At 64.4% G+C, this 18,413-nt stretch carries 14 protein-coding genes; 5 read left to right on the top strand and 9 right to left on the bottom strand.

The genetic code is table 11. From position 1 onward, the window contains the following. Nucleotides 1–55: 55 nt before the first annotated feature. Together FR728_RS18260 and FR728_RS18255 are read right to left on the bottom strand one after the other, a co-directional pair. Nucleotides 56–1,357, bottom strand: coding sequence for a lytic murein transglycosylase (locus FR728_RS18260; protein WP_244304748.1), 1,302 nt, complete (start codon nt 1,355–1,357; stop codon nt 56–58). Between the two features lie 88 nt (nt 1,358–1,445). Next, nucleotides 1,446–2,999, bottom strand: a complete 1,554-nt coding sequence (locus tag FR728_RS18255) for an outer membrane beta-barrel protein (RefSeq protein ID WP_149894202.1) — start codon at nt 2,997–2,999, stop codon at nt 1,446–1,448. A 156-nt stretch (nt 3,000–3,155) separates the two neighbouring features. Between FR728_RS18255 and FR728_RS18250 the strand changes: the two genes are divergently transcribed. The 3 genes from FR728_RS18250 to FR728_RS18240 all read left to right on the top strand — a co-directional run bounded on the left by FR728_RS18250 (nt 3,156) and on the right by FR728_RS18240 (nt 5,970). Continuing rightward, a complete protein-coding gene (locus FR728_RS18250) occupies nt 3,156–4,166 on the top strand; it encodes a KpsF/GutQ family sugar-phosphate isomerase (RefSeq protein ID WP_208998917.1) in 1,011 nt (336 codons plus the stop codon). Nucleotides 4,167–4,320: 154 nt separating this feature from the next. After that, nucleotides 4,321–5,088, top strand: coding sequence for a motility protein A (locus FR728_RS18245; RefSeq protein ID WP_149894200.1), 768 nt, complete (start codon nt 4,321–4,323; stop codon nt 5,086–5,088). A 27-nt stretch (nt 5,089–5,115) separates the two neighbouring features. Then, a complete protein-coding gene (locus FR728_RS18240; protein WP_149894199.1) occupies nt 5,116–5,970 on the top strand; it encodes a flagellar motor protein MotB in 855 nt (284 codons plus the stop codon). 33 nt (nt 5,971–6,003) lie between these two features. Here FR728_RS18240 and FR728_RS18235 read toward each other — a convergent pair whose 3' ends face one another. The 6 genes from FR728_RS18235 to FR728_RS18210 all read right to left on the bottom strand — a co-directional run bounded on the left by FR728_RS18235 (nt 6,004) and on the right by FR728_RS18210 (nt 13,848). Further along, entirely contained in the window at nt 6,004–6,465 is a 462-nt protein-coding gene (locus tag FR728_RS18235) for an NfeD family protein (protein WP_149894198.1), read from the bottom strand. After that, a complete protein-coding gene (locus tag FR728_RS18230) occupies nt 6,462–7,469 on the bottom strand; it encodes an SPFH domain-containing protein (RefSeq protein ID WP_149894197.1) in 1,008 nt (335 codons plus the stop codon). The genes FR728_RS18235 and FR728_RS18230 overlap by 4 nt, the downstream gene beginning before the upstream one ends. A gap of 133 nt (nt 7,470–7,602) precedes the next feature. Further along, nucleotides 7,603–8,670, bottom strand: coding sequence for a ferrochelatase (hemH, locus tag FR728_RS18225; RefSeq protein WP_149894196.1), 1,068 nt, complete (start codon nt 8,668–8,670; stop codon nt 7,603–7,605). Between the two features lie 270 nt (nt 8,671–8,940). Continuing rightward, nucleotides 8,941–11,607 carry a TRAP transporter large permease subunit gene (locus FR728_RS18220; protein WP_149894195.1) on the bottom strand — a complete coding sequence of 889 codons (2,667 nt, stop codon included), beginning with the start codon at nt 11,605–11,607 and terminating at the stop codon, nt 8,941–8,943. Between the two features lie 27 nt (nt 11,608–11,634). Continuing rightward, nucleotides 11,635–12,630 (bottom strand): TRAP transporter small permease subunit, encoded by a 996-nt coding sequence (locus FR728_RS18215; protein ID WP_149894194.1) that lies wholly within the window; start codon nt 12,628–12,630, stop codon nt 11,635–11,637. Between the two features lie 120 nt (nt 12,631–12,750). Next, nucleotides 12,751–13,848, bottom strand: a complete 1,098-nt coding sequence (locus FR728_RS18210) for a TRAP transporter substrate-binding protein (protein ID WP_149894193.1) — start codon at nt 13,846–13,848, stop codon at nt 12,751–12,753. 507 nt (nt 13,849–14,355) lie between these two features. On the opposite strand from FR728_RS18210, the gene FR728_RS18205 reads away from it, so the two are divergent. Then, nucleotides 14,356–15,114: a gamma-glutamyl-gamma-aminobutyrate hydrolase family protein gene (locus FR728_RS18205; RefSeq protein ID WP_149894192.1), complete on the top strand. Its 759-nt coding sequence runs from the start codon at nt 14,356–14,358 to the stop codon at nt 15,112–15,114. Between the two features lie 76 nt (nt 15,115–15,190). Here FR728_RS18205 and FR728_RS18200 read toward each other — a convergent pair whose 3' ends face one another. Next, entirely contained in the window at nt 15,191–17,104 is a 1,914-nt protein-coding gene (locus FR728_RS18200; RefSeq protein WP_149894191.1) for a HoxN/HupN/NixA family nickel/cobalt transporter, read from the bottom strand. Between the two features lie 237 nt (nt 17,105–17,341). Between FR728_RS18200 and FR728_RS18195 the strand changes: the two genes are divergently transcribed. Continuing rightward, entirely contained in the window at nt 17,342–18,409 is a 1,068-nt protein-coding gene (locus tag FR728_RS18195) for a Glu/Leu/Phe/Val dehydrogenase dimerization domain-containing protein (RefSeq protein ID WP_149894190.1), read from the top strand. The last annotated feature ends 4 nt before the right edge of the window (nt 18,410–18,413 follow it).

The following is an 18,413-nucleotide window of genomic DNA, read 5'->3' as shown; positions in this document are numbered from 1 at the left end:
GCCCGTCTCGATCCGCCCTGCGTCTTCTGCTTTACCTGCGATCCGGTCTTCCGGATCAGCCATCCAGCTTCATTCTGGCCAGAAGTACCACGGATGCATAGCCGTCGGGAATAAGGCCCAGGGCTTTCTGATAGGCCCGGATGGCCTTGCGCGTGGCAGGACCGACCAGCCCGTCGGCCGAGCCGACGTTGTAGCCGCGCCGGTTCAGCTCTTCCTGCAGCTCCTTGGTCTCTGCCTTGGACAGGGGCAGATATTCCCGCGACCAGTCGCCGTGGAAACTGCCGCCGCCGATGATGCGGTCAGACAGATGCCCCACAGCTAGGGCATAGGCCGTGGCATTGTTGTAGCGCTTGATCACGTAGAAATTGCGCAGCATCAGGAAGGCCGGACCGCCCGCCCCGGCGGGCATCACCAGGATCGCGTCGTCCTGCGGACGGGGAAATTCCTTGCCGTTGGCGCGCATCACGCCATGGCGGCGCCATTCGCCCAGAGACAGCGTCGTGCTTTCATCGGCCAAGCGATAGTCGAAACCGCGCGGCAGGGCGACCTCGTAGCCCCAGGTCTTGCCCGTCTGCCAGCCATGCTCGGCCAGATAGTTCGCGGTGGAGGCCAGCGCATCGGGCACCGAGGTCCAGATGTCGCGACGGCCGTCACCGTCATAATCCGCCGCATAGGCCTGCCAGCTCGTGGGCATGAACTGGGTGTGACCCATGGCCCCGGCCCAGGAGCCTTCCATGTCCTCGTAGCGCACATGACCTGCCTGCACGATGCCGAGCGCCTTGATCAGTTCCTTGGACCAGAAGTCGCCCCGGCGCGGCGCGGCATAGGCCAGCGTCGCAAGAGCCCGGATCACGTTGTGTCGGCCCTTGAACGTGCCGTAGTTGGTTTCCATGCCCCAGATGGCAAGAATGGCTTCCCGATCGACGCCATAGCGCGCCTCGATGCGGCTCAGCACCGTGGCATATTCGTCCAGAAGCTCACGTCCCCGCTTCACCCGGTCATCGGAGACCGCGCTCGACAGATAGTCCCAGACCGGCTTCACGAATTCCGACTGGGCCTCCATCAGGCGCAGGGTATCCGGATCCGGATCCATGCCGGTGAATACGTGATTGTAGGTCGTGGAGGAAATGCCGGCGGCGCTGGCCTGGGGCCAGAGATCCCGCACGAACCGGTCGAACCCCGGATCGGCCGCAGCGGGGCGGATCATCTCGCCGCTCAGGATCAGCCCCAGAGCCAGGGCAAGCGATTGCGCCGGCCGCCGAAGATCCACTCCCCGGCGTCGCCCGGCCGCACGAACCGGCGACACGCCGCACATGCGACGAACCACCGAAAATCCGAAATCTGCCAGTGACGTCATTCAGGTCTCCTGTACCTGTTTCTTGTGGCCCGAGACGCGGAAGATCCGCAAGTCTGTCTCGGGAATGTGGCGAAACCGGCGCGCCCCGTCAGCGACGGATCCGCACGCCAGCCTCGATGCTGTTCTCGTCATAGTCCCGCCCGGCCTCGCTGGAGGAAAAGGCGGTGTAGGTGTACTGGGCCTTCAGGGCCGCATTGCGCGTCAGGGCGAAGGTCAGCCCTGCAAGACCGGTGACCGTGGTCTCCTCGATGCCCAGCCCCTCATAGGACCGGCGGCTGACACCGGCACCGACCTCACCCGCCAGCCGGTCGCCGAAATCATGGGCGAGACGCACGTCCGCCGAATGGATGATCGACCCGGCCGACCCACTCAGGCTGGTGGGCTCGAAGCTGGTCGCAAGGCCGCCGGTCACGGTGGTCCGGCGCGTTGGCGACCAGACCAGATTGGCCGCCGCCACCAGTCCGTTCAGCTCGCCCAGCGTCGCGTCGTCCAGATGCTCCGCGCGCCAGCCGGCGGCCACATCGCCCGAGAGCTTGGAGCCGTTGTCGATCCTTGTGCCCAACCGCAGGTCATAGCCGACGCTGTCGCGCTGATCGCAGGTCCCTGCGCAATCCCCGTCGTGTCGACGCAGGAGCAGGTCTCCCGCGATGAAGGGACGGAAGACCGCATCCGTATTGGCCGAGAGCCGCAGGCCCGCATTGTAGAGCGTGTTGTCCCGGTCCGACGACGCGGCACCCCCACCCGAATAGAGACTGCGCACCGCCCCGAACGTGCCGGATGCGGTGACCAGTCCAAGATCGCGGGCCAGGCCGATGTCAGCGGTCACCTGATGCACGTCATCCGCCCCGCCGGCGCTTTCCGCCGTGGAACTGCTTTCCTGCGCATAGCTGTAGGCCAGGCCGCCGTTGCCGGTGAGCCCCGGCGCGATGTCGAGACGCAGGCCCGCGCGCGCTGCCGCCGAGGGATCCGGATCCTGCCCGCCCGAGTAGGTGGTCAGCGAGCCGGAGGCCTGCAGGGAGAGTTCATGCCGCGACCAGTTGGAGCGGGCCGTGACGGACGGTTCGAGAACGCTGAAGGACCCGGCCTCGCCCGCGACCGAGCTGTCCACGTTGTCGCTCACGCCACCGCGCAGCGAGACCTCGGGAAAAACCGTGAAGGAGCCGATCCGCAGGCCCTCTGCGGCATCGAATCGGGTCTCCCCGTCGAATATGCCGCTGTCGGCCGGCGATCCGCCCAGTCCCTGCTGGCGTTCGACCCGCTGCACCCGCTCCGAGAAACGGGCCACCGGAACCACCCGGCCGCTGCCCGAGAGGCCCGTTGCAGTGGCAAGACCAGCCGAAGGTCTGGTGCCGGCCTCCTCCGCCTGGGGAATCGTATAGGTGCGCAGGGCAAAGACGGCGGGATCCGGATCGGGAATGGCGCCGGTGGCGAGATCGCCCTGCAGCTCCTCGTCCGTCGCGGGGGGCGGCAGAACGCCGCTCAGCCCGGCCGCACCCGTCATCACGACCGTCTCTTCCGCCTTCGCGCCAGCGGTCTCGCCCTCAGGCAACATGCCGCGCAGCAGCAGCGGCCCGCCCTCGGAAAGGGCAGGCTCCGTTGCCACCAGAAGCAGGGGCATCACGAGGAAAACGGCGCGTCTCATGGGATGGATCGGATCCTGAACATTCAGGACCGAGGGTGCCGGAGCATGGTTAATTGTTCATTGACGGAACCCGCAGTTTTGCTCAACTTGCACCCCCTCGGCTCATGGCGTAGATAGGGCCGCGACACTGCGGGCCCCGCCGCGCAAAGGATGACCATGACCGACATACTCGCCGACCGCCTGCCTGAAGAGATGGATGACCTGTCGTCCTGCCTGACCTCTGCGGAGCGGACGCTTGAGGTGGAAATTGCCGGATTGGCCGCCCTTCGCGCCGCCCTGCATGACGGTCTGGCCAAGCCCTTTGCCCGCACCGTTTCCCTGATCTCGCGCAGCCCCGGCCGCGTCATTCTCACCGGCATCGGCAAGAGCGGACACATCGGCACCAAGCTTGCGGCGACCCTTGCCTCCACCGGCACCCCGGCCTTCTTCGTCCACGCAGCAGAAGCAAGCCACGGGGATCTGGGCATGATCACCCAGGATGACGTGGTCATCGCCTTGTCCTGGTCCGGCGAGACCCAGGAGCTCGCAAGCCTGGTCGGCTACACCCGCCGCTTCCGCGTGCCGCTGGTCTCCATCACCTCCTCGAGCACCAGCACCCTCGGTCAGGCCTCCGACATCGTGCTGGAGATGCCGAAGATCACCGAAGCCTGCCCGCACGGACTGGCGCCCACCACCTCCACCCTGCTGCAGATGGCCATTGGCGACGCCCTGGCCATCGCGCTTCTGGAAACCCGTGGCTTCACTGCCCAGGATTTCCGCGTCTTCCATCCCGGCGGCCGCCTTGGCGCCAGCCTGAAGGCCGCCCGCGACATCATGCACTCCGGCGACACCATGCCGCTGATCGCCGCCGGCCATTCCATGTCCGAAGCGCTGCTTCAGATGACCCAGAAGGGCTTCGGCACCATCGGCGTCATCGACGATGCCGGACTGCTGATCGGCGTCATCACCGACGGTGACTTGCGCCGTCACATCACCTCCAACCTTCTGGAAAAGAAGGTGGAAGAGGTCATGACCCGCAATCCGAAGACCATCGAGGCCTCGGCGCTTTCCGGCACGGTCATGGAGCTGCTCAACAGCAAGGGCATCACGTCCGTCTTCGTGACCCACGAGGGCAAGCCCACCGGCCTGATCCATCTGCACGACCTGCTGCGGATCGGCGCGGCCTGAGACCCGAAGTCTCACCCGCCCCCCATCAGGATTTGCGATCAAACCTGCTTGATCTCTCGCATTCTGCGCGGGCGGTTAGGATTTGGTTAGCCTTGATCCCGTTAGGATGCACACCGGCGATTCCGCCAAGTTCAGTTCTCTCGGTGTGGCTCGTATGGATCTCGCGACACTCATTGGCATTGTAGGCGCCTTCGGCATCGTGGTGGTCGCCATCTTCATGGGCGGCAGCTTCAGTCAGTTCATCGACATCCCGTCGGTGCTGATCGTGGTGGGCGGCGGCATCATGGCGACGCTGATCCGCTTTCAGCTGGCCGACGTCGGCTCTGCCTTCGGCACGGGCTTCAAGGTGGCGCTCGCAGGCGCCGGTCCCAAGCCCCGCGACCTGATTGCCGAGATCACCAACCTGGGCGAGATCGTCCGCAAGTCCGGTCCGCTCGGCCTGGAAAATGTCGACGTCTCCGACCCCATTCTGGCCAAGGGCGTCCAGTATATCGCCGACGGCTACGAACTCGATTTCATCCGTGAATCCATGGAGCGCGAACGCGACCTCAATCTGACCCGTCTCGCAGAAGGCAAGCGCGTCATGAAAGCGCTCGGCGACAGTGCGCCGGCCTTCGGCATGATCGGCACGCTGGTCGGTCTGGTGCAGATGCTGGCGAACATGGACGATCCCTCGGCCATCGGCCCCTCCATGGCCGTCGCGCTGCTGACGACCCTTTACGGCGCGCTGATTTCCAACGTGCTCTGCCTGCCGCTGGTGGACAAGCTCGACGCCAAGTTCGACGTGGACGAGCTGAACACCACCCTGATCATCGATGGCGTGCTGCAGATCCGCGAGAGCAAGTCTCCGGCCCTGATCAAGGAAATGCTGATCGCCTATTTGCCCGAGAAGGCCCGCGCCGAACTGGCCGACGCGGCCTGATCCGGCACCACAGGGAGAGGCACGACCATGGCAAAGAAAAAGGCGGCAGGAGGCGGTGGCGCACCCGAATGGCTGGTGACCTTCGCCGACCTCATGTCCCTGCTCGTGTGCTTCTTCGTGCTCATCATCTCCTTCTCCATTCAGGACAAGCAGAAGCTTCAGGTGGTGGCCGGCTCCATGCGCGAAGCCTTCGGTGTGAAGGAAAACTCGCGCCGCACCGGCATCATCGAGGTCGAGGGCATTCCGATCCGCGACTACATGAAGGACATCAGCCAGATCCCGCAGGAGATGGATTCCGACTTCTCCACCGAGCGCCATGACCAGCGCACCAAGCAGGGTCCGGAAGCCAACACCTACGACACCACCAAGGCCGAGATCGAACGGCCGCGCCAGTTCGCCACCGCAGCCGCATCCCTGCGCCAGGCCTGGCAGGAAATGCCCGAGATTACCGAAATCTCCTCCAACATCATTCTGGAGGAGACCGACGAAGGGCTGAACATCCTTCTGGTGGACCAGGACGGCCGGTCCATGTTCCGCGAAGGCTCGAAATTCCCTTACGAAACCACCCGCCGGCTTCTCGCCAAGATGGCGCCCGTTCTGGCCCAGATGCCGAACCGGGTGGAAATCACCGGCCACACGACCGCCGGGGGCCAGTCGCTCGATCCCTCCTACACCGGGTGGGACCTGTCCTCCGAACGGGCCAATGTGGCCCGCCAGATCCTGAACGAATATGGCGTTCCGGACGAGCAGTTCTTCGCGGTTGTCGGCAAGGCCGATACGGAGCCGATGTTCCCGAACGACCCTTATCTGGCGGCCAATCGCCGGATCGAGATCCTGCTCAAGGCGGAAGCCCCGCCGATCCCGCCGGGGCATTCTCCCTGAGATTGAGCAGGCCCGCTTCGTCAGGCTGCCCTCTCAGACGGCGGCCACCACCAGCCGCGCGCCCTCCAGACGCTCCACCCGCACCATAGCCCCGCTGGGAAGATCCGGCCCGGTGATCTGCCACACCGTGTCATCGATGGACAGGCGTCCGACCCCTTGCAGGATCGGCTGGGCGAGCACGAACTCACGCCCCACATAGCGGCTGCCGCGCCGGTTCAGGTTCGGGTCGCCGCCCTCCGCCTTGGCGCCGCGCCGGAGCAGCATGCGACCGAGGAAGAAGCTCGCCAGCGACAGGACCGCGTAGAGCAGCAAGGCGCTCTGCCAGCTCAGGTCCACCACCAGATCGACGACGCCCACGAGGATGGCGGCAACCCCGAACCACAGGAACAGGGTCCCCGGGGCCAGGATTTCCAGCCCCAGCAGCGCGACGCCGAAGATCCACCAGCCCCAGGCTCCCAGGGCGGCGATCTTCTCCAGGATCACGCTGTCCATCATTCCACTCCCGTCTGCGGCCGGCTGGACGGCACCCGGCCGGAGGCAGGCACGCTGGCACTGCGCTCACCCGGCCCCTTGTCGCCGCCGAAGGTTTCGCGCGCAATCTCGCCGATACCTGCAAGCGCCCCCATGATCGAGGTCGCCTCCATGGGCAGGATCAGGGTTTTCTGCTGACGCGAATCCGCGAACTTGCCGAAAGCCTCGACATATTTGGTCGCGACGAAATAGTTGATCGCCTGCACGTCGCCGGCGGAGATCGCCTCGCTGACGAGCCGCGTTGCCGTGGCTTCGGCCTCGGCGGCACGCTCGCGTGCCTCAGCGTCCCGAAAGGCCGATTCGCGGCGCCCTTCCGCCTGCAGGATCAGCGCCTGCTTCTCCCCTTCCGCCTTGAGGATTTCAGACTGACGCTTGCCTTCGGCCTCCAGAATGGCTGCACGCTTCTCGCGCTCGGCCTTCATCTGCCGGGCCATGGCATCCACCAGATCCCGCGGCGGATTGATGTCCTTGATCTCGATGCGGGTGATCTTGATGCCCCAGGGCTCGACCGCCGCATCCACCACCCGCAGCAGCTGGGCGTTGATCTCGTCGCGGTTCGACAGGAGCTGGTCGAGGTCCATGGACCCCATGACCGAGCGGATGTTGGTCATCGTCAGGTTCAGGATCGCGTTCTGCAGCCCGAGCACCTCATAAGCGGCGCGTGCCGCATCCAGCACCTGATAGAAGGTCACGCCATCCGCCGTCACGGTGGCATTGTCCCGAGTGATGACCTCCTGGGAGGGGACGTCGAGCACCTGCTCCATCATGTTAAGCTTGTGGCCGATCCGGTCGACGAAGGGCACGATGAAGTTGAGACCCGGGCCGAGGGTCGCCTGATAGCGCCCGAAACGCTCGACCGTGTAGTTGTAGCCCTGCGGCACCGTCTTGATGCCGGCCAGGATGATGAGCACGACCAGCAGGAACAGCGCGATCAGGAAGATGTCGAAACCAAAGAATTCGATGGGCACGTGAGGTCTCCCCCGGAAAAGCGATCCGCGTCAGAGGCGCGGATGGAAATGAAAGGTCCCTGCGCGCCAGACGGCGGACAGAAAAAAAGGGACGCGAGCGTCCCTTTCTAACCGTCAAATGCGACGCTGTCGCCTACAACCAGCCGGAGAGTTCCCGTCGCACGACCGTCTCGAGCACCTGCATGCCAAGTTCGCTGTCGTTCAGGCAAGGCACGTGGGTGAAGTGCTCACCGCCATTTTCCTCGAAGATCTCGCCCGCCTCGCCGGCAATTTCCTCCAGGGTTTCCAGACAGTCGGCCACGAAGCCCGGGTTCATCACCGCAACGGTCTTCACCCCGTCCTTGGCCAGCTGCTCCACGGTCTTGTCCGTGTAGGGCTGCAGCCACTCTTCCGGGCCGAAGCGCGACTGGAAGGTGACGCGCAGCTTCTCCTTGTCCCAGCCAAGCACTTCGCGCATAAGCCGCGTCGTCTTGTGGCAATGGCAGTGATAGGGATCGCCCTTGCGGAAATAGGACTGCGGAATGCCGTGATAGGAAGTCAGCACCACGTCCGGATCGATGCCTTCCTTCGCCAGATGTTCGGTGAGCGAACGGGCCAGCGCTTCCACATAGACCGGATCATCGTGATAGGGCGGCACGGTGCGGATGGCCGGCTGCCAGCGCATGTCGAGCAGAGCCTTGCAGACCTCGTCATTCACCGTCGCCGTGGTGCTGGCCGAATATTGCGGATAGAGCGGGTAGATCAGGATCCGGTCGCAGCCATCATCCTTGAGCGCCTGCAGGCGCGAACGGATGGAGGGCTGACCGTAGCGCATCGCCCAGTCGACCTTCACCCGACCGCCCGTGTCGCCGAAGACGGCGGCCAGCTTGTCCGACTGGCTGCGGGTGATGGTCCGCAGCGGGCTCTCGTCCAGTTCCTTGTTCCAGATCTCGTCATAGGCCGCGCCCGACTTTTTCGGCCGGGTCATCAGCACGATGCCATAGAGGATCGGATACCAGACCACCTTCGGCCACTCGATCACCCGCTTGTCGGAGAGGAACTCCCGCAGATAGCGGCGCATGGACCAGTAGCCGGTGTCATCCGGCGTGCCCAGGTTGACCAGCAGAACGCCGATCTTGCCCGCCTTCACCGGCGGGTGGTCCTGCGGCAACTTGATGGTCTGCATGTCGGAAACGGCGGAAGGCGTCACAGGCGCGGTCATGGGAGATCCGTATCTTGATGGCGGGTGCGTCCGGGTCCGCGCCGGAGGTCTGTGCTGACCGGCGCGATCACCCATTGGGCGCTGAAATCCTTACGTTGATGCTCAGCATTTAGATCATAATGATTCCAGATTAAAGCCGCCCTGACGGCCGAACGCAAATTTGTCCAGCGACCGGTTGTCACAATCAGGGCGCCGCCATCTGGCTCAGGCCACAAAAGGAAAGGGGCGGAGTTTCCTCCGCCCCTCTCAGGATGATTGCGTGGGTCCCGCTCAGAAGTTGAGCGAGATGTCCCGGTGGTTGGAGAGGCAGGCTGCCACCTCCAGCGACGCATCCCGCGGCAGGCGCGCCTGCTGGCGCAGGCCGATGGTCGAACCGACCGCTGCATCATAGGCTTCCAGAGCCGGGAGCAGTTCGGCCGCACCGCGCGCACGCCAGACGAGATCCTCGTCCAGAGCGGCGAGCGACTTGTCCAGCTCTGCCTGGGCGCCCACGAGATCGGAGCCCGACCCGCGCAGGAGCTTGCGGGCATCCGTGATACCCTTGCGGATGTCGGAGGTTTGCTCGATCTCGCCGATGGAAGAGCGCAGGGCCTCCACCTGAGCCAGAGCCTCGTCCGGGTTCATGCCCGGCAGGGCATCCCGCAGAGCGGCAAGCTCGGCCCGGCGCTCGGCCAGGGCATCCGCCCCCTTCAGGATTGCACGGGTTTCCACGATCGGCTGGAAGGCCTGATCCGCGGTCCGGCGATACTGAAGACGGGCAGTGTTCTCAGCCTTCTGCACCTCGGCAAAGACCTTGTGCTTCTCTTCCCAGCTATCCGGAACGCCGGACATGATCTGGGCGATCTGGGCTTCCAGACGCTCGATCCTGGCCTTGGCCCGTTCACCCTGGGCTTCCGAGTAGACCTTGCCCTCGCCCGAACGGGAGACAAGGACCTTCAGTTCCTTGACCTTCTCCTCGAGACGATGGGCGTCACGTTCCAGCGCCCGCACCTCACGGTGCACCGGACGATAGACCTCGGCCGCATCGTTGACCGCCTTCTCGGCCGCAACAATGGCCTCCATCTTCGGCATAGCATCACGTGCGGCCTTGATGGCTTCGTCCAGGTCCTTGCGGATACCCTTCGGCAGATAGCTCACGTCCTGACCTTCCAGGGTCGTGATCGCACCGGTGATGGCCGTCCCGTTCGTCTGGAAGGCATCGGCGACCAGGGTCTCCATGCAATATTGCAGGCGCGGATTCAGCGGCGGCGGCGCGGTTTCCGACAGCAGCGACGACCGGTAGGGCAGGTAATTCACCAGCTGCGGATAGAAGCCGACGATCACCAGCGCCAGAAGTTGCAGGCCGATGAAGGCCACGACGCCCTTGTAGATGTCCAGCGTCTTCACGATCGCCGGAGCCACGCCACGCAGATAGAACAGGGCGAAGCCGAAGGGCGGGGTCAGGAACGAGGTCTGGATGTTCAGACCGATCATGACGCCGAGCCAGACGGCGGTCACGTTCGCCTGCGGGTCGGCCAGCAGGATCGGCGCCACGATCGGCACCACGACCACCGCGATCTCGATGAAATCGAGGAAGAAGCCGAGGACGAAGATCACCAGCATGACGATGAAGAACTGGGCCCAGAAGCCGCCCGGCAGGCCGAGCAGGAAGTTCTTCACCAGTTCTTCCCCGCCAAAGGCACGGAAGGACGACGTCAGCATGGCCGCGCCGATGAGGATGATGAAGACCAGACAGCTGGTCTTGGCCGTTTCCAGCATCACACCGCGCAGGGTGTCCTGGAACTTCAGCGTGCGCCAGCCGCTCCACAGGATGGAGATCATCAGCAGGGACACGGCAATGATGGCCAGGATCAGCCCGAGCACGTCGTCGCTGGTGTCGATGCGCTTGACGTTGATTGAGCCGAAGAAGCCCACCACCACGGCAATGGTCAGCAGACCCAGCACGCCGATGACGGCGGGCGTATAGGTGCCCTTCTTGCCGTCGCTCAGGCGATACCCCGCCATGATCATGGCGCCGATGGCACCGATCGCACCGGCCTGGTTCACCGTGGCGATGCCGGCGATGATGGAGCCCAGAACGAGGAAGATCAGGGCCAGCGGCGGCACCAGGGTGATGAAGACGGTGCCGAGGAATCGGGCATCCATCTTCTCGCCCGTGTGAACGGCCGGGGCAGACTTCGGGTTGATGAGCGCAAAGCCCAGGATGAAGACCATGTAGAGCAGCACGAGCAGGATGCCCGGCAGGAACGCGCCGAGGAACATTTCCCCCGCACTGGTGGACACCACGCCAAAGTCGGACGGCATGGAGATTTCACCGGTGGTCTGCTTGTAGAGGGCCTGACGCAGGCCGCCGGCCTGGTCAACCGCACTGGCCAGCTGGTCGGCCAGGATGATCAGCACGATGGATGGCGGGATGATCTGGCCCAGCGTACCGGAGGCCGCGATCGTGCCCGTTGCCAGCGGCACCGAGTAGTTGTTGCGCAGCATGGCCGGCAGGGAGATGAGGCCCATCGCCACCACGGTGGCGCCGACGATGCCGGTGGTGGCCGCAAGCAGCGCGCCCACGAAGACCACGGAAATGCCCAGACCGCCCGGAACCGGGCCGAAGAGGCGCGCCATGGTGACCAGCAGATCTTCGGCGATCTTCGACCGCTGCAGCATGATGCCCATGAAGACGAAGAGCGGGATCGCGATCAGCGTGTCTCGCTCGGCCTCCCAGTAGATGCCGCGGAAGTTGGTCACCCCGGCGCTCAGCCACTGGCTGGGACCGCCATGGGCGAAATAGGCATCGGGGCCGGTTGCAAACAGGAAGCCGGACGCCGCAGCGATGCCGATGGTGATGATCGCCGCGCCGGGAAGCGCGAAGGCGACGGGGAAGCCCGAACCGAGCGCCATCGCCATGATCACGATAAGGAGAAGAAGGAAGAAGAGTTCCATTTGTCTCTAGATCTCTGGCGCTAGGGGTCAGTGAGCCGCGGTGGAGGAATGGTCGCGACCGCCGGGTTCACCCCGCAGGTCGGCCACGCCATCCATCAGATAGGCGACGAACTGGACGAGCATCGTCACGGCGAAGACGCCGAGGAAGCCGGCCATCAGATACTTCACGTAAAGGCCGAAGGTGGCCTGGGTCGTTTCGTAGCTGAGGATCGGGCTGTTGATGATGTTCTGCTTGCCGCCCATGCCGATGACGAGGATCACCCAGCACAGCGGAATGCCCAGGATCAGGCTGCCGATGGCATTGACCCAGCCCTTGGCCTTGTCGCCAAGACCGGCATAGATCACGTCCACGCGCACATGGCCCTCTTCCAGAAGCGTGTAGGCGCTGCCGAACAGGAACAGCGCCGCATACCAGAAGCGCACCAGGTCGGACAGGAAGGCCTGCTCATAGGAGAAGATGAAGCGGCCGATCACGATGATGAGCTCTGCGGCCACCACGAGCAGGGCAAGCCAAGTGAAGCCGAGCGTGCGGGTGAAGGCGCCGATCACGAAGGACACGGCAATCAGCGGCATGTGGATATAGGCGCCGCGGAACTGGGACTTGGAGATGTTGCCCGCGAGATCCGAACCGACGATGGCCTCAAGGAAGCCCTCGACACGCAGGAAGGCGATCACGCTGTCGGTCAGGCCCACGATCAGCACAGCCCAGAAGACGCTGCGCACCAGATAGGCGTTGAAGGCGGTGATCCGGGCGCTGTCGGCGCGCAGGCTGCGGTCCCGGCTGCCCAAGACGTAGATTGCGGCCAGAACGGCACCTGCGACGTAGAGACCCGCCTGAAGCACGGACAGCCCCATGTTCTCCGCACCGTTGGCCGCGCCGCCGAACAGCGGTGCAACGCCGGGGAGATCTTGCCAGTAGTTCAGGTAATTGTTGACGAGAAACGCCGCCGTTACGGCAAGCATGACCCAGCCGAAAAGGCGAACAGCGCGGACGAGCCCAGCGCCTCCCCAATAATCGGTCATCGTGTTTGAGCTCCCGAATACACCCTGCTCCGGACCTTTGCGACCCGGTATTCTTCATGAGGCAAATGGGGCAGGGGGTTGAACACCCCTGCCCCACGCCAACTCGTTCCGGTGGAGCGCTTAGCTCTTGCCCAGCACGCGGTTACGCTGGTTGATGTAGGCCACGTCGGCAATCGACATCCAGCCACCGATGGACTTGCGGGCTTTCGCGAAGCTGTCGTGGATCTCGGCAGCCAGCGGGGAGTGATCGCGCACTTCCTCGAACACTTCTTCCGAGGCTTCGCCGAAGCTGTCGTAGATCTCGTCGGAGAACTCGCGCAGTTCCACGCCATGCTCGTTGAGCAGCTTTTCCAGGTATTCCGGGTTCTTCGCGTTGGTTTCCGCCATGGACTTGGCGTTTTCCTCGGCGCAGGCCACCTGGATGAGCTGCTGGTCGGTCTTGGACAGGGAGCCGAACCAGGAGGCGTTGAAGCCCATGGCCAGCTGGGAACCCGGCTCGTGGAAGCCCGGCCAGTAGTAGTACTTGGCGGCTTCGTAGAACTTCAGGAAGTAGTCGTTCCAGGGGCCGACCCACTCGGTGGCGTCGATGGCGCCGGACACGAGGTTTTCGTAGATCTGGCCGCCCGGCAGGGACACCGGAGACGCGCCGAGCTTGGCAAGCACGTCGCCGCCCTGACCCGGAATACGCATCTTCAGACCCTTCAGGTCGTCAGCGGTCTCGATTTCCTTGTTGAACCAGCCGCCCATCTGGAAGCCGGTGTTGCCTGCGGCAAAGTTCTTCAGGCCGAACTCGCCAGCGAGCTTGTCCCACAGTTCCTGACCGCCGCCGAACATGATCCAGGCGTCGTTTTCGGCATAGGTGAGGCCGAACGGAACGGAGGTGAAGTAGGACCAGCCAGGATGCTTGCCCTTCCAGTAGTAGTCGGCGCCGATGTAGGCCTGGGCATTGCCCGAGGCGACTTCATCGAAGCTGTCGAAGGCGCCAACGCGCTCGCCGGCAGCGAAATACTGGACGTTGATGCGGCCTTCGGACAGTTCCGCAATGCGGGCGCACAGGCGCTGAGCAGAGGTGCCCAGACCCGGGAAGTCGCGCGGCCAGGTCGAGACAACGGTCAGCTCAACGGTGGACTGGGCAATGGCCGGGGCAGCCAGCGTGGAAGCGACTGCAGCGCCGCCGGCGCCAATGCCAGCCGTTTTGATGAAAGAACGACGATCCATAAACTCCTCCCAGAGAGTTACTTAACCAACTTTCGCACATTTGCGCGTGAACCACGCAATGTCTACGAAACCTCAGGCGACACGCGCCATTCGTGAAATTGCACATATTGGCAGAATAAGTGCAACATATTTCTCGCAAAAACGCCACCGCGCAAGAGACTGCCGAGCTTTTGGGCAAATCCCGAAATAGAAAGGTTCGCTTATTATTTTTCGGAGAGGTTATTGCAGTGCAGCGATTCAATCTGGATCATTTGCCGCCACATTTTAGACTTTCGGACTATTGTCTCTATCCGAACAAAACATCTGCCGGAAGGCACAGAAACAAAGTCGTCGGAAAGTTATTGCAAGCCCCACCCCTTTTGCGCCAAGGATCATGAAAAGCAGCGCAAAAGTGCAGACTGCGTCATCACGTCCGCCCCTTGCAATAACGCCATAAATCCACCCAAGATATCGCCATTATCGCCACTCCCGGCGCAAATTGGCCAGCCCCATCCGGAAATGCACCCCATGACTCAACCTTTGATCCTCGTGTCCGCCGACGTAAAGCCGATGGACGGCTACCGTTGGCACGCTGCCCCCAGTACCTATCTCGAGGCCATCCTGAAGGCTGCCGATGCCCTGCCGGTCATCCTGCCCTCCTTCGGCGAACTCATCGATTTTGATGCAATTCTGGACAGGGTCGACGGGGTTCTGGCCACGGGATCGCGTTCGAACGTCTCTCCCGATCTCTATGGCGAGGTCCCGACGGAGGAAAATGGCCCTTATGACCCGGAGCGGGATTCTACCACCCTTCCCCTGCTTCGCCGCGCCATTGAGCGGGGCATTCCGGTCTTTGCCATCTGCCGCGGCATGCAGGAACTGAATGTCGCCATGGGCGGCACCCTGCACACGGAGATCCAGGACATGGATGGCCGCAACGACCACCGCGCCCCGGTCTCCGATGAGCAGAGCGAGCGATTCCGCATCGCCCATCCGATCCAGCTCGCGGAAGGCAGCTGCCTGGCGGGCATCGTCGGCCCGGCCCCGATCGAGGTGAACTCGCTGCACCGCCAGGCCCTCGGTGAGCTCGGACGCTCCCTGAAGATCGAGGCCACTGCCGAAGACGGCACCATCGAGGCCGTGACCGTGGACAAGGCGCCGGGCTACGTCATGGCGACCCAGTGGCACCCGGAATACTGGGCAGCCAGCGACCTGCCGTCCCAGCAGCTGTTCAAGGCTTTTGGGGATGCCGCCCGAAGCTACGCGGCCGCAAAGGCCAGCCGCTGAGCCAGGCCTCCCGCCAAAACGGCAAAAGCCCGCCAACCGGCGGGCTTTTCCATTTCCAGGCCATGGGGCGAGAAGGTCAGCCCCAGCCGAGGGTGGCGATCAGAAGCATCAGACCGATCAGCAGCACCACCAGCGCACCGGCGATCTCCAGCACCATCAGCGCCCTCCCGGCGGCAACGCTGCCAGCACCGAAGAGACGCAGCGCCCCTTCCCTTGCAAACACCGCAAGCGCCGCGAGGGCGGACACCGTAAGCCCTGTCCCGAGCGCCATTGCAAGGCTGGAGCCGATGCCCGCCAGCACCATCCCCTGCCCGAAGGCAAAGACCAGGACGATCAGCGCGCCCGAACAGGGGCGCAAGCCGACTGCCAGGATGATGGAGATCATCCGGCGCAGCGACATCCTGCCCTGAACCATGTCGGGCGTCGGCGCGTGGGCATGGCCGCAGGTCGCACAGACTTCTCCCTCCCCATGGGTATGGGCATGGGAATGGCCGTGATGATGATGGTGACCGTGATCATGGTCGTCATGACCGTGAGCGTGGTGATGATGCCCATGCGCGGTGGTCCGGCCGAAGAGACGCGACAGCCCCTTGTGCCAGAGCAGCCAGGCGCCAAGCGCCGTCACCAGCGCATAGGACCCGATCTCCAGCCAGCGCGCCGTGTCCTGGATCGCCAGACTGGTGAGATTGAAGATGGCCGCCAGACCGCCGACCAGCACCACCGCCGTCACTGCCTGGGCGAAGGCCGACAGGAAGGACAGGAGGATGCCCTTGCGCAGGGTCTCGTTGTTGGCGATCACATAGGAGGAGATCACTGCCTTGCCATGGCCTGGCCCCGCCGCATGGAAGATGCCATAGGCGAAGGAAATGAAGGCCAGCCACCAGGCCGCATGCGGCTCGTTGCGGAAGGCCCGCAGGCTGGCGATGAGCTTCTGGTAGAATTCGGCCTGAACCTGAGCAAGGGTGCCGAAAACCCGGTCGCCAAGCCCCGGAGAGACGGCAGCCGGACGCTCCGCCGTGACCGCAGCCGTTTCAGACGTTGCCGCCCCCTGCGCGGGCGCGCTGTCATTCAGCTGCGCCATCGGCGTGGTTTCGCCGGGCCGCAGCGCCGAGCGAATGGCCTCCTGCCCCTCGTCCTCGGCAAGGGACGAAACGGCCGTTCCCTCTGCGGTGGAGGCCGCGGTGGCAATTTCCGGCGCGCCCGGACAGGTGACCACCATCTGGTTGACCTGGCTCGCCGCCGCCTCCTGCAGCTCGGGCGGCAGATCCCGCTGGTCCGCGCCGATCTGGGCGAGCGCCATCTGGGTCGCCGCATCGAGCGAAGGCGGATCGCGCCGCTCCACCGTACAAGCAGCCGGGCCGTTCACGACGCCGAGGGCATCGGCGGCCCGGGAGAAGCGGAAGTCGACATAGTAGGTCGGATCATAGACATCCAGCGTCAGGGGCCGGCTCAGGTCGCTCGGATCCTTGAGATCCAGCGTGAAGTGCAATTCGAGAAGCTGGACCGTTTCCAGCACCGGCGAACCGTATTTCGCCGCATCTTCGCGCATGGCGGTCAGATCATCGGGAGAAAGCGCCCAATAGTCGCCGATCGGCACGTCGACGACCTCCAGCCAGTAGTTGGAGGTGGGTGCCTTGAAGTCCAGCTCGACCCGGGAGTTGTCACCGAAGGTGAAGTAGCCGAACTCCGCCATGCTGTCGATGTTGACCTTGGCCAGCTCCGCCAGCTCGTCGCGGCTGTACTGGCCGTCCCCGTTCGCGTCGAACCCCTGCAGGGCAAAGGCGCTGTAGGCATCGTCAAACCGGAAGACATGTTCCACCGACCGCGCCATCCCCTGATCATCGACGATCAGCCTGCTCCTGGCCTCGACGAACACATGCGGATGGGCACGCGCCCCGGACACCGGCGCGAGAACCAGCAGAACCGACAAGGCGGCAAGGACAAGCTGCGTCAACGCCGAGCGGCGCGTGACAGGACGGCAGGAAGACATCACGGCTTCGACCCCGGGGACCGTTACAGGAGAACATCTCCGATGAACCGCGAGAAGGCGGCAAGATCAAGACCGCAAGCGCTGCAACAGGGCCGCAGCGGCAGTTTTTCCCCGCCAACCGGCAGGAAGCAGAAAGAAATCGCGCGCGCCCCGGTCGCCGCCCCTCTGCAAAAGAAGCCTTTTCCGCAAAGGCTCCGGCATCGTCGGAAGCAGAACCACAACACGGGACGAGACCCCATGAATGCCGTGCCCAAGACGACCGCCATCGCCGGCGTGTTCGATCATCCGGAATTCCGCAACCACGAGACGGTCAGCTTTGTCTGTGACCCGGCGACGGGCCTGAAGGCCATCATCGCCATTCACGACACGACGCGCGGCCCCGCCCTCGGCGGCTGCCGCGTCTGGCCTTATGGCTCCACCGACGAGGCCCTCACCGACGCCCTGCGCCTGTCGCGCGGCATGACCTACAAGAACGCGCTGGCCGGTCTCGACCTTGGCGGCGGCAAGGCCGTCATTCTGGCCGATCCGCGCAAGGACAAGACGCCCGACATGATGCGTGCTTTCGGCACCTATGTGGAGCGCCTGTCCGGCAGCTACATCACCGCAGAGGACGTGGGCGTTTCTCCGTCCGACATGGAAGCGGTTGCCGAGCGAACCGCCCATGTGCGTGGCACCAGCGCCACCGGCCTCGGCGACCCCTCCCCCTATACCGCTCTCGGTGTCTTCGAGGGACTGAAGGCCGCAGCCGCCCACGCGTTCGGGACCTCGGCCCTGAATGGCATCACCGTCAGCGTGCAGGGGCTCGGCCACGTCGGTTATGACCTCTGCGCCCATCTCCATGGAGCCGGCGCGCGCCTGATTGTCTCGGACATTCACGCCCCCGCCGTGGACCGGGCCGTGGCCGCCTTCGGGGCCACCGTTGTCGCTCCGAGCGAAGCCCATGCCGCGCCGGCCGACATCTTCGCCCCTTGCGCCCTCGGCGGCGGACTGAACGCGCGCACCATTCCCGACATCCGCGCGAGGATCGTCGCAGGGGCCGCGAACAACCAGCTGGGCCACGCCGCTGACGGCGCAGCGCTCAAGGCACGCGGCATCCTCTATGCGCCGGATTACGCCATCAACGCCGGTGGGGTCATCTCCATTGCCCTGGCGCGACCGGGCGAGGCCGATGATCTGGTTCGCGAAAAGACGCTCGCCATCGGCGCGACCCTGGCGGAGATCTTCCGCCGGGCCGAGGCCGAAGACCTGACCCCGGAAGCCGTCGCCGACCGGATGGCCGAAGAACGGCTCGTCCGCCAGGACTGACCGG

It is taken from the genome of Roseibium aestuarii (assembly GCF_008477545.1).
Classification (GTDB): domain Bacteria; phylum Pseudomonadota; class Alphaproteobacteria; order Rhizobiales; family Stappiaceae; genus Roseibium; species Roseibium aestuarii.
This window is presented reverse-complemented; position numbering and strand designations above follow the sequence as displayed.

What these genes read in the sequence shown, in the direction of transcription:
- FR728_RS18260 (WP_244304748.1), bottom strand. Translation starts at nt 1,357, where the DNA reads ATGACGTCACTGGCAGATTTCGGATTTTCGGTGGTTCGTCGCATGTGC.
- FR728_RS18255 (WP_149894202.1), bottom strand. Translation starts at nt 2,999, where the DNA reads ATGAGACGCGCCGTTTTCCTCGTGATGCCCCTGCTTCTGGTGGCAACG.
- FR728_RS18250 (WP_208998917.1), top strand. Translation starts at nt 3,156, where the DNA reads ATGACCGACATACTCGCCGACCGCCTGCCTGAAGAGATGGATGACCTG.
- FR728_RS18245 (WP_149894200.1), top strand. Translation starts at nt 4,321, where the DNA reads ATGGATCTCGCGACACTCATTGGCATTGTAGGCGCCTTCGGCATCGTG.
- FR728_RS18240 (WP_149894199.1), top strand. Translation starts at nt 5,116, where the DNA reads ATGGCAAAGAAAAAGGCGGCAGGAGGCGGTGGCGCACCCGAATGGCTG.
- FR728_RS18235 (WP_149894198.1), bottom strand. Translation starts at nt 6,465, where the DNA reads ATGATGGACAGCGTGATCCTGGAGAAGATCGCCGCCCTGGGAGCCTGG.
- hemH (WP_149894196.1), bottom strand. Translation starts at nt 8,670, where the DNA reads ATGACCGCGCCTGTGACGCCTTCCGCCGTTTCCGACATGCAGACCATC.
- FR728_RS18220 (WP_149894195.1), bottom strand. Translation starts at nt 11,607, where the DNA reads ATGGAACTCTTCTTCCTTCTTCTCCTTATCGTGATCATGGCGATGGCG.
- FR728_RS18215 (WP_149894194.1), bottom strand. Translation starts at nt 12,630, where the DNA reads ATGACCGATTATTGGGGAGGCGCTGGGCTCGTCCGCGCTGTTCGCCTT.
- FR728_RS18210 (WP_149894193.1), bottom strand. Translation starts at nt 13,848, where the DNA reads ATGGATCGTCGTTCTTTCATCAAAACGGCTGGCATTGGCGCCGGCGGC.
- FR728_RS18205 (WP_149894192.1), top strand. Translation starts at nt 14,356, where the DNA reads ATGACTCAACCTTTGATCCTCGTGTCCGCCGACGTAAAGCCGATGGAC.
- FR728_RS18200 (WP_149894191.1), bottom strand. Translation starts at nt 17,104, where the DNA reads ATGTCTTCCTGCCGTCCTGTCACGCGCCGCTCGGCGTTGACGCAGCTT.
- FR728_RS18195 (WP_149894190.1), top strand. Translation starts at nt 17,342, where the DNA reads ATGAATGCCGTGCCCAAGACGACCGCCATCGCCGGCGTGTTCGATCAT.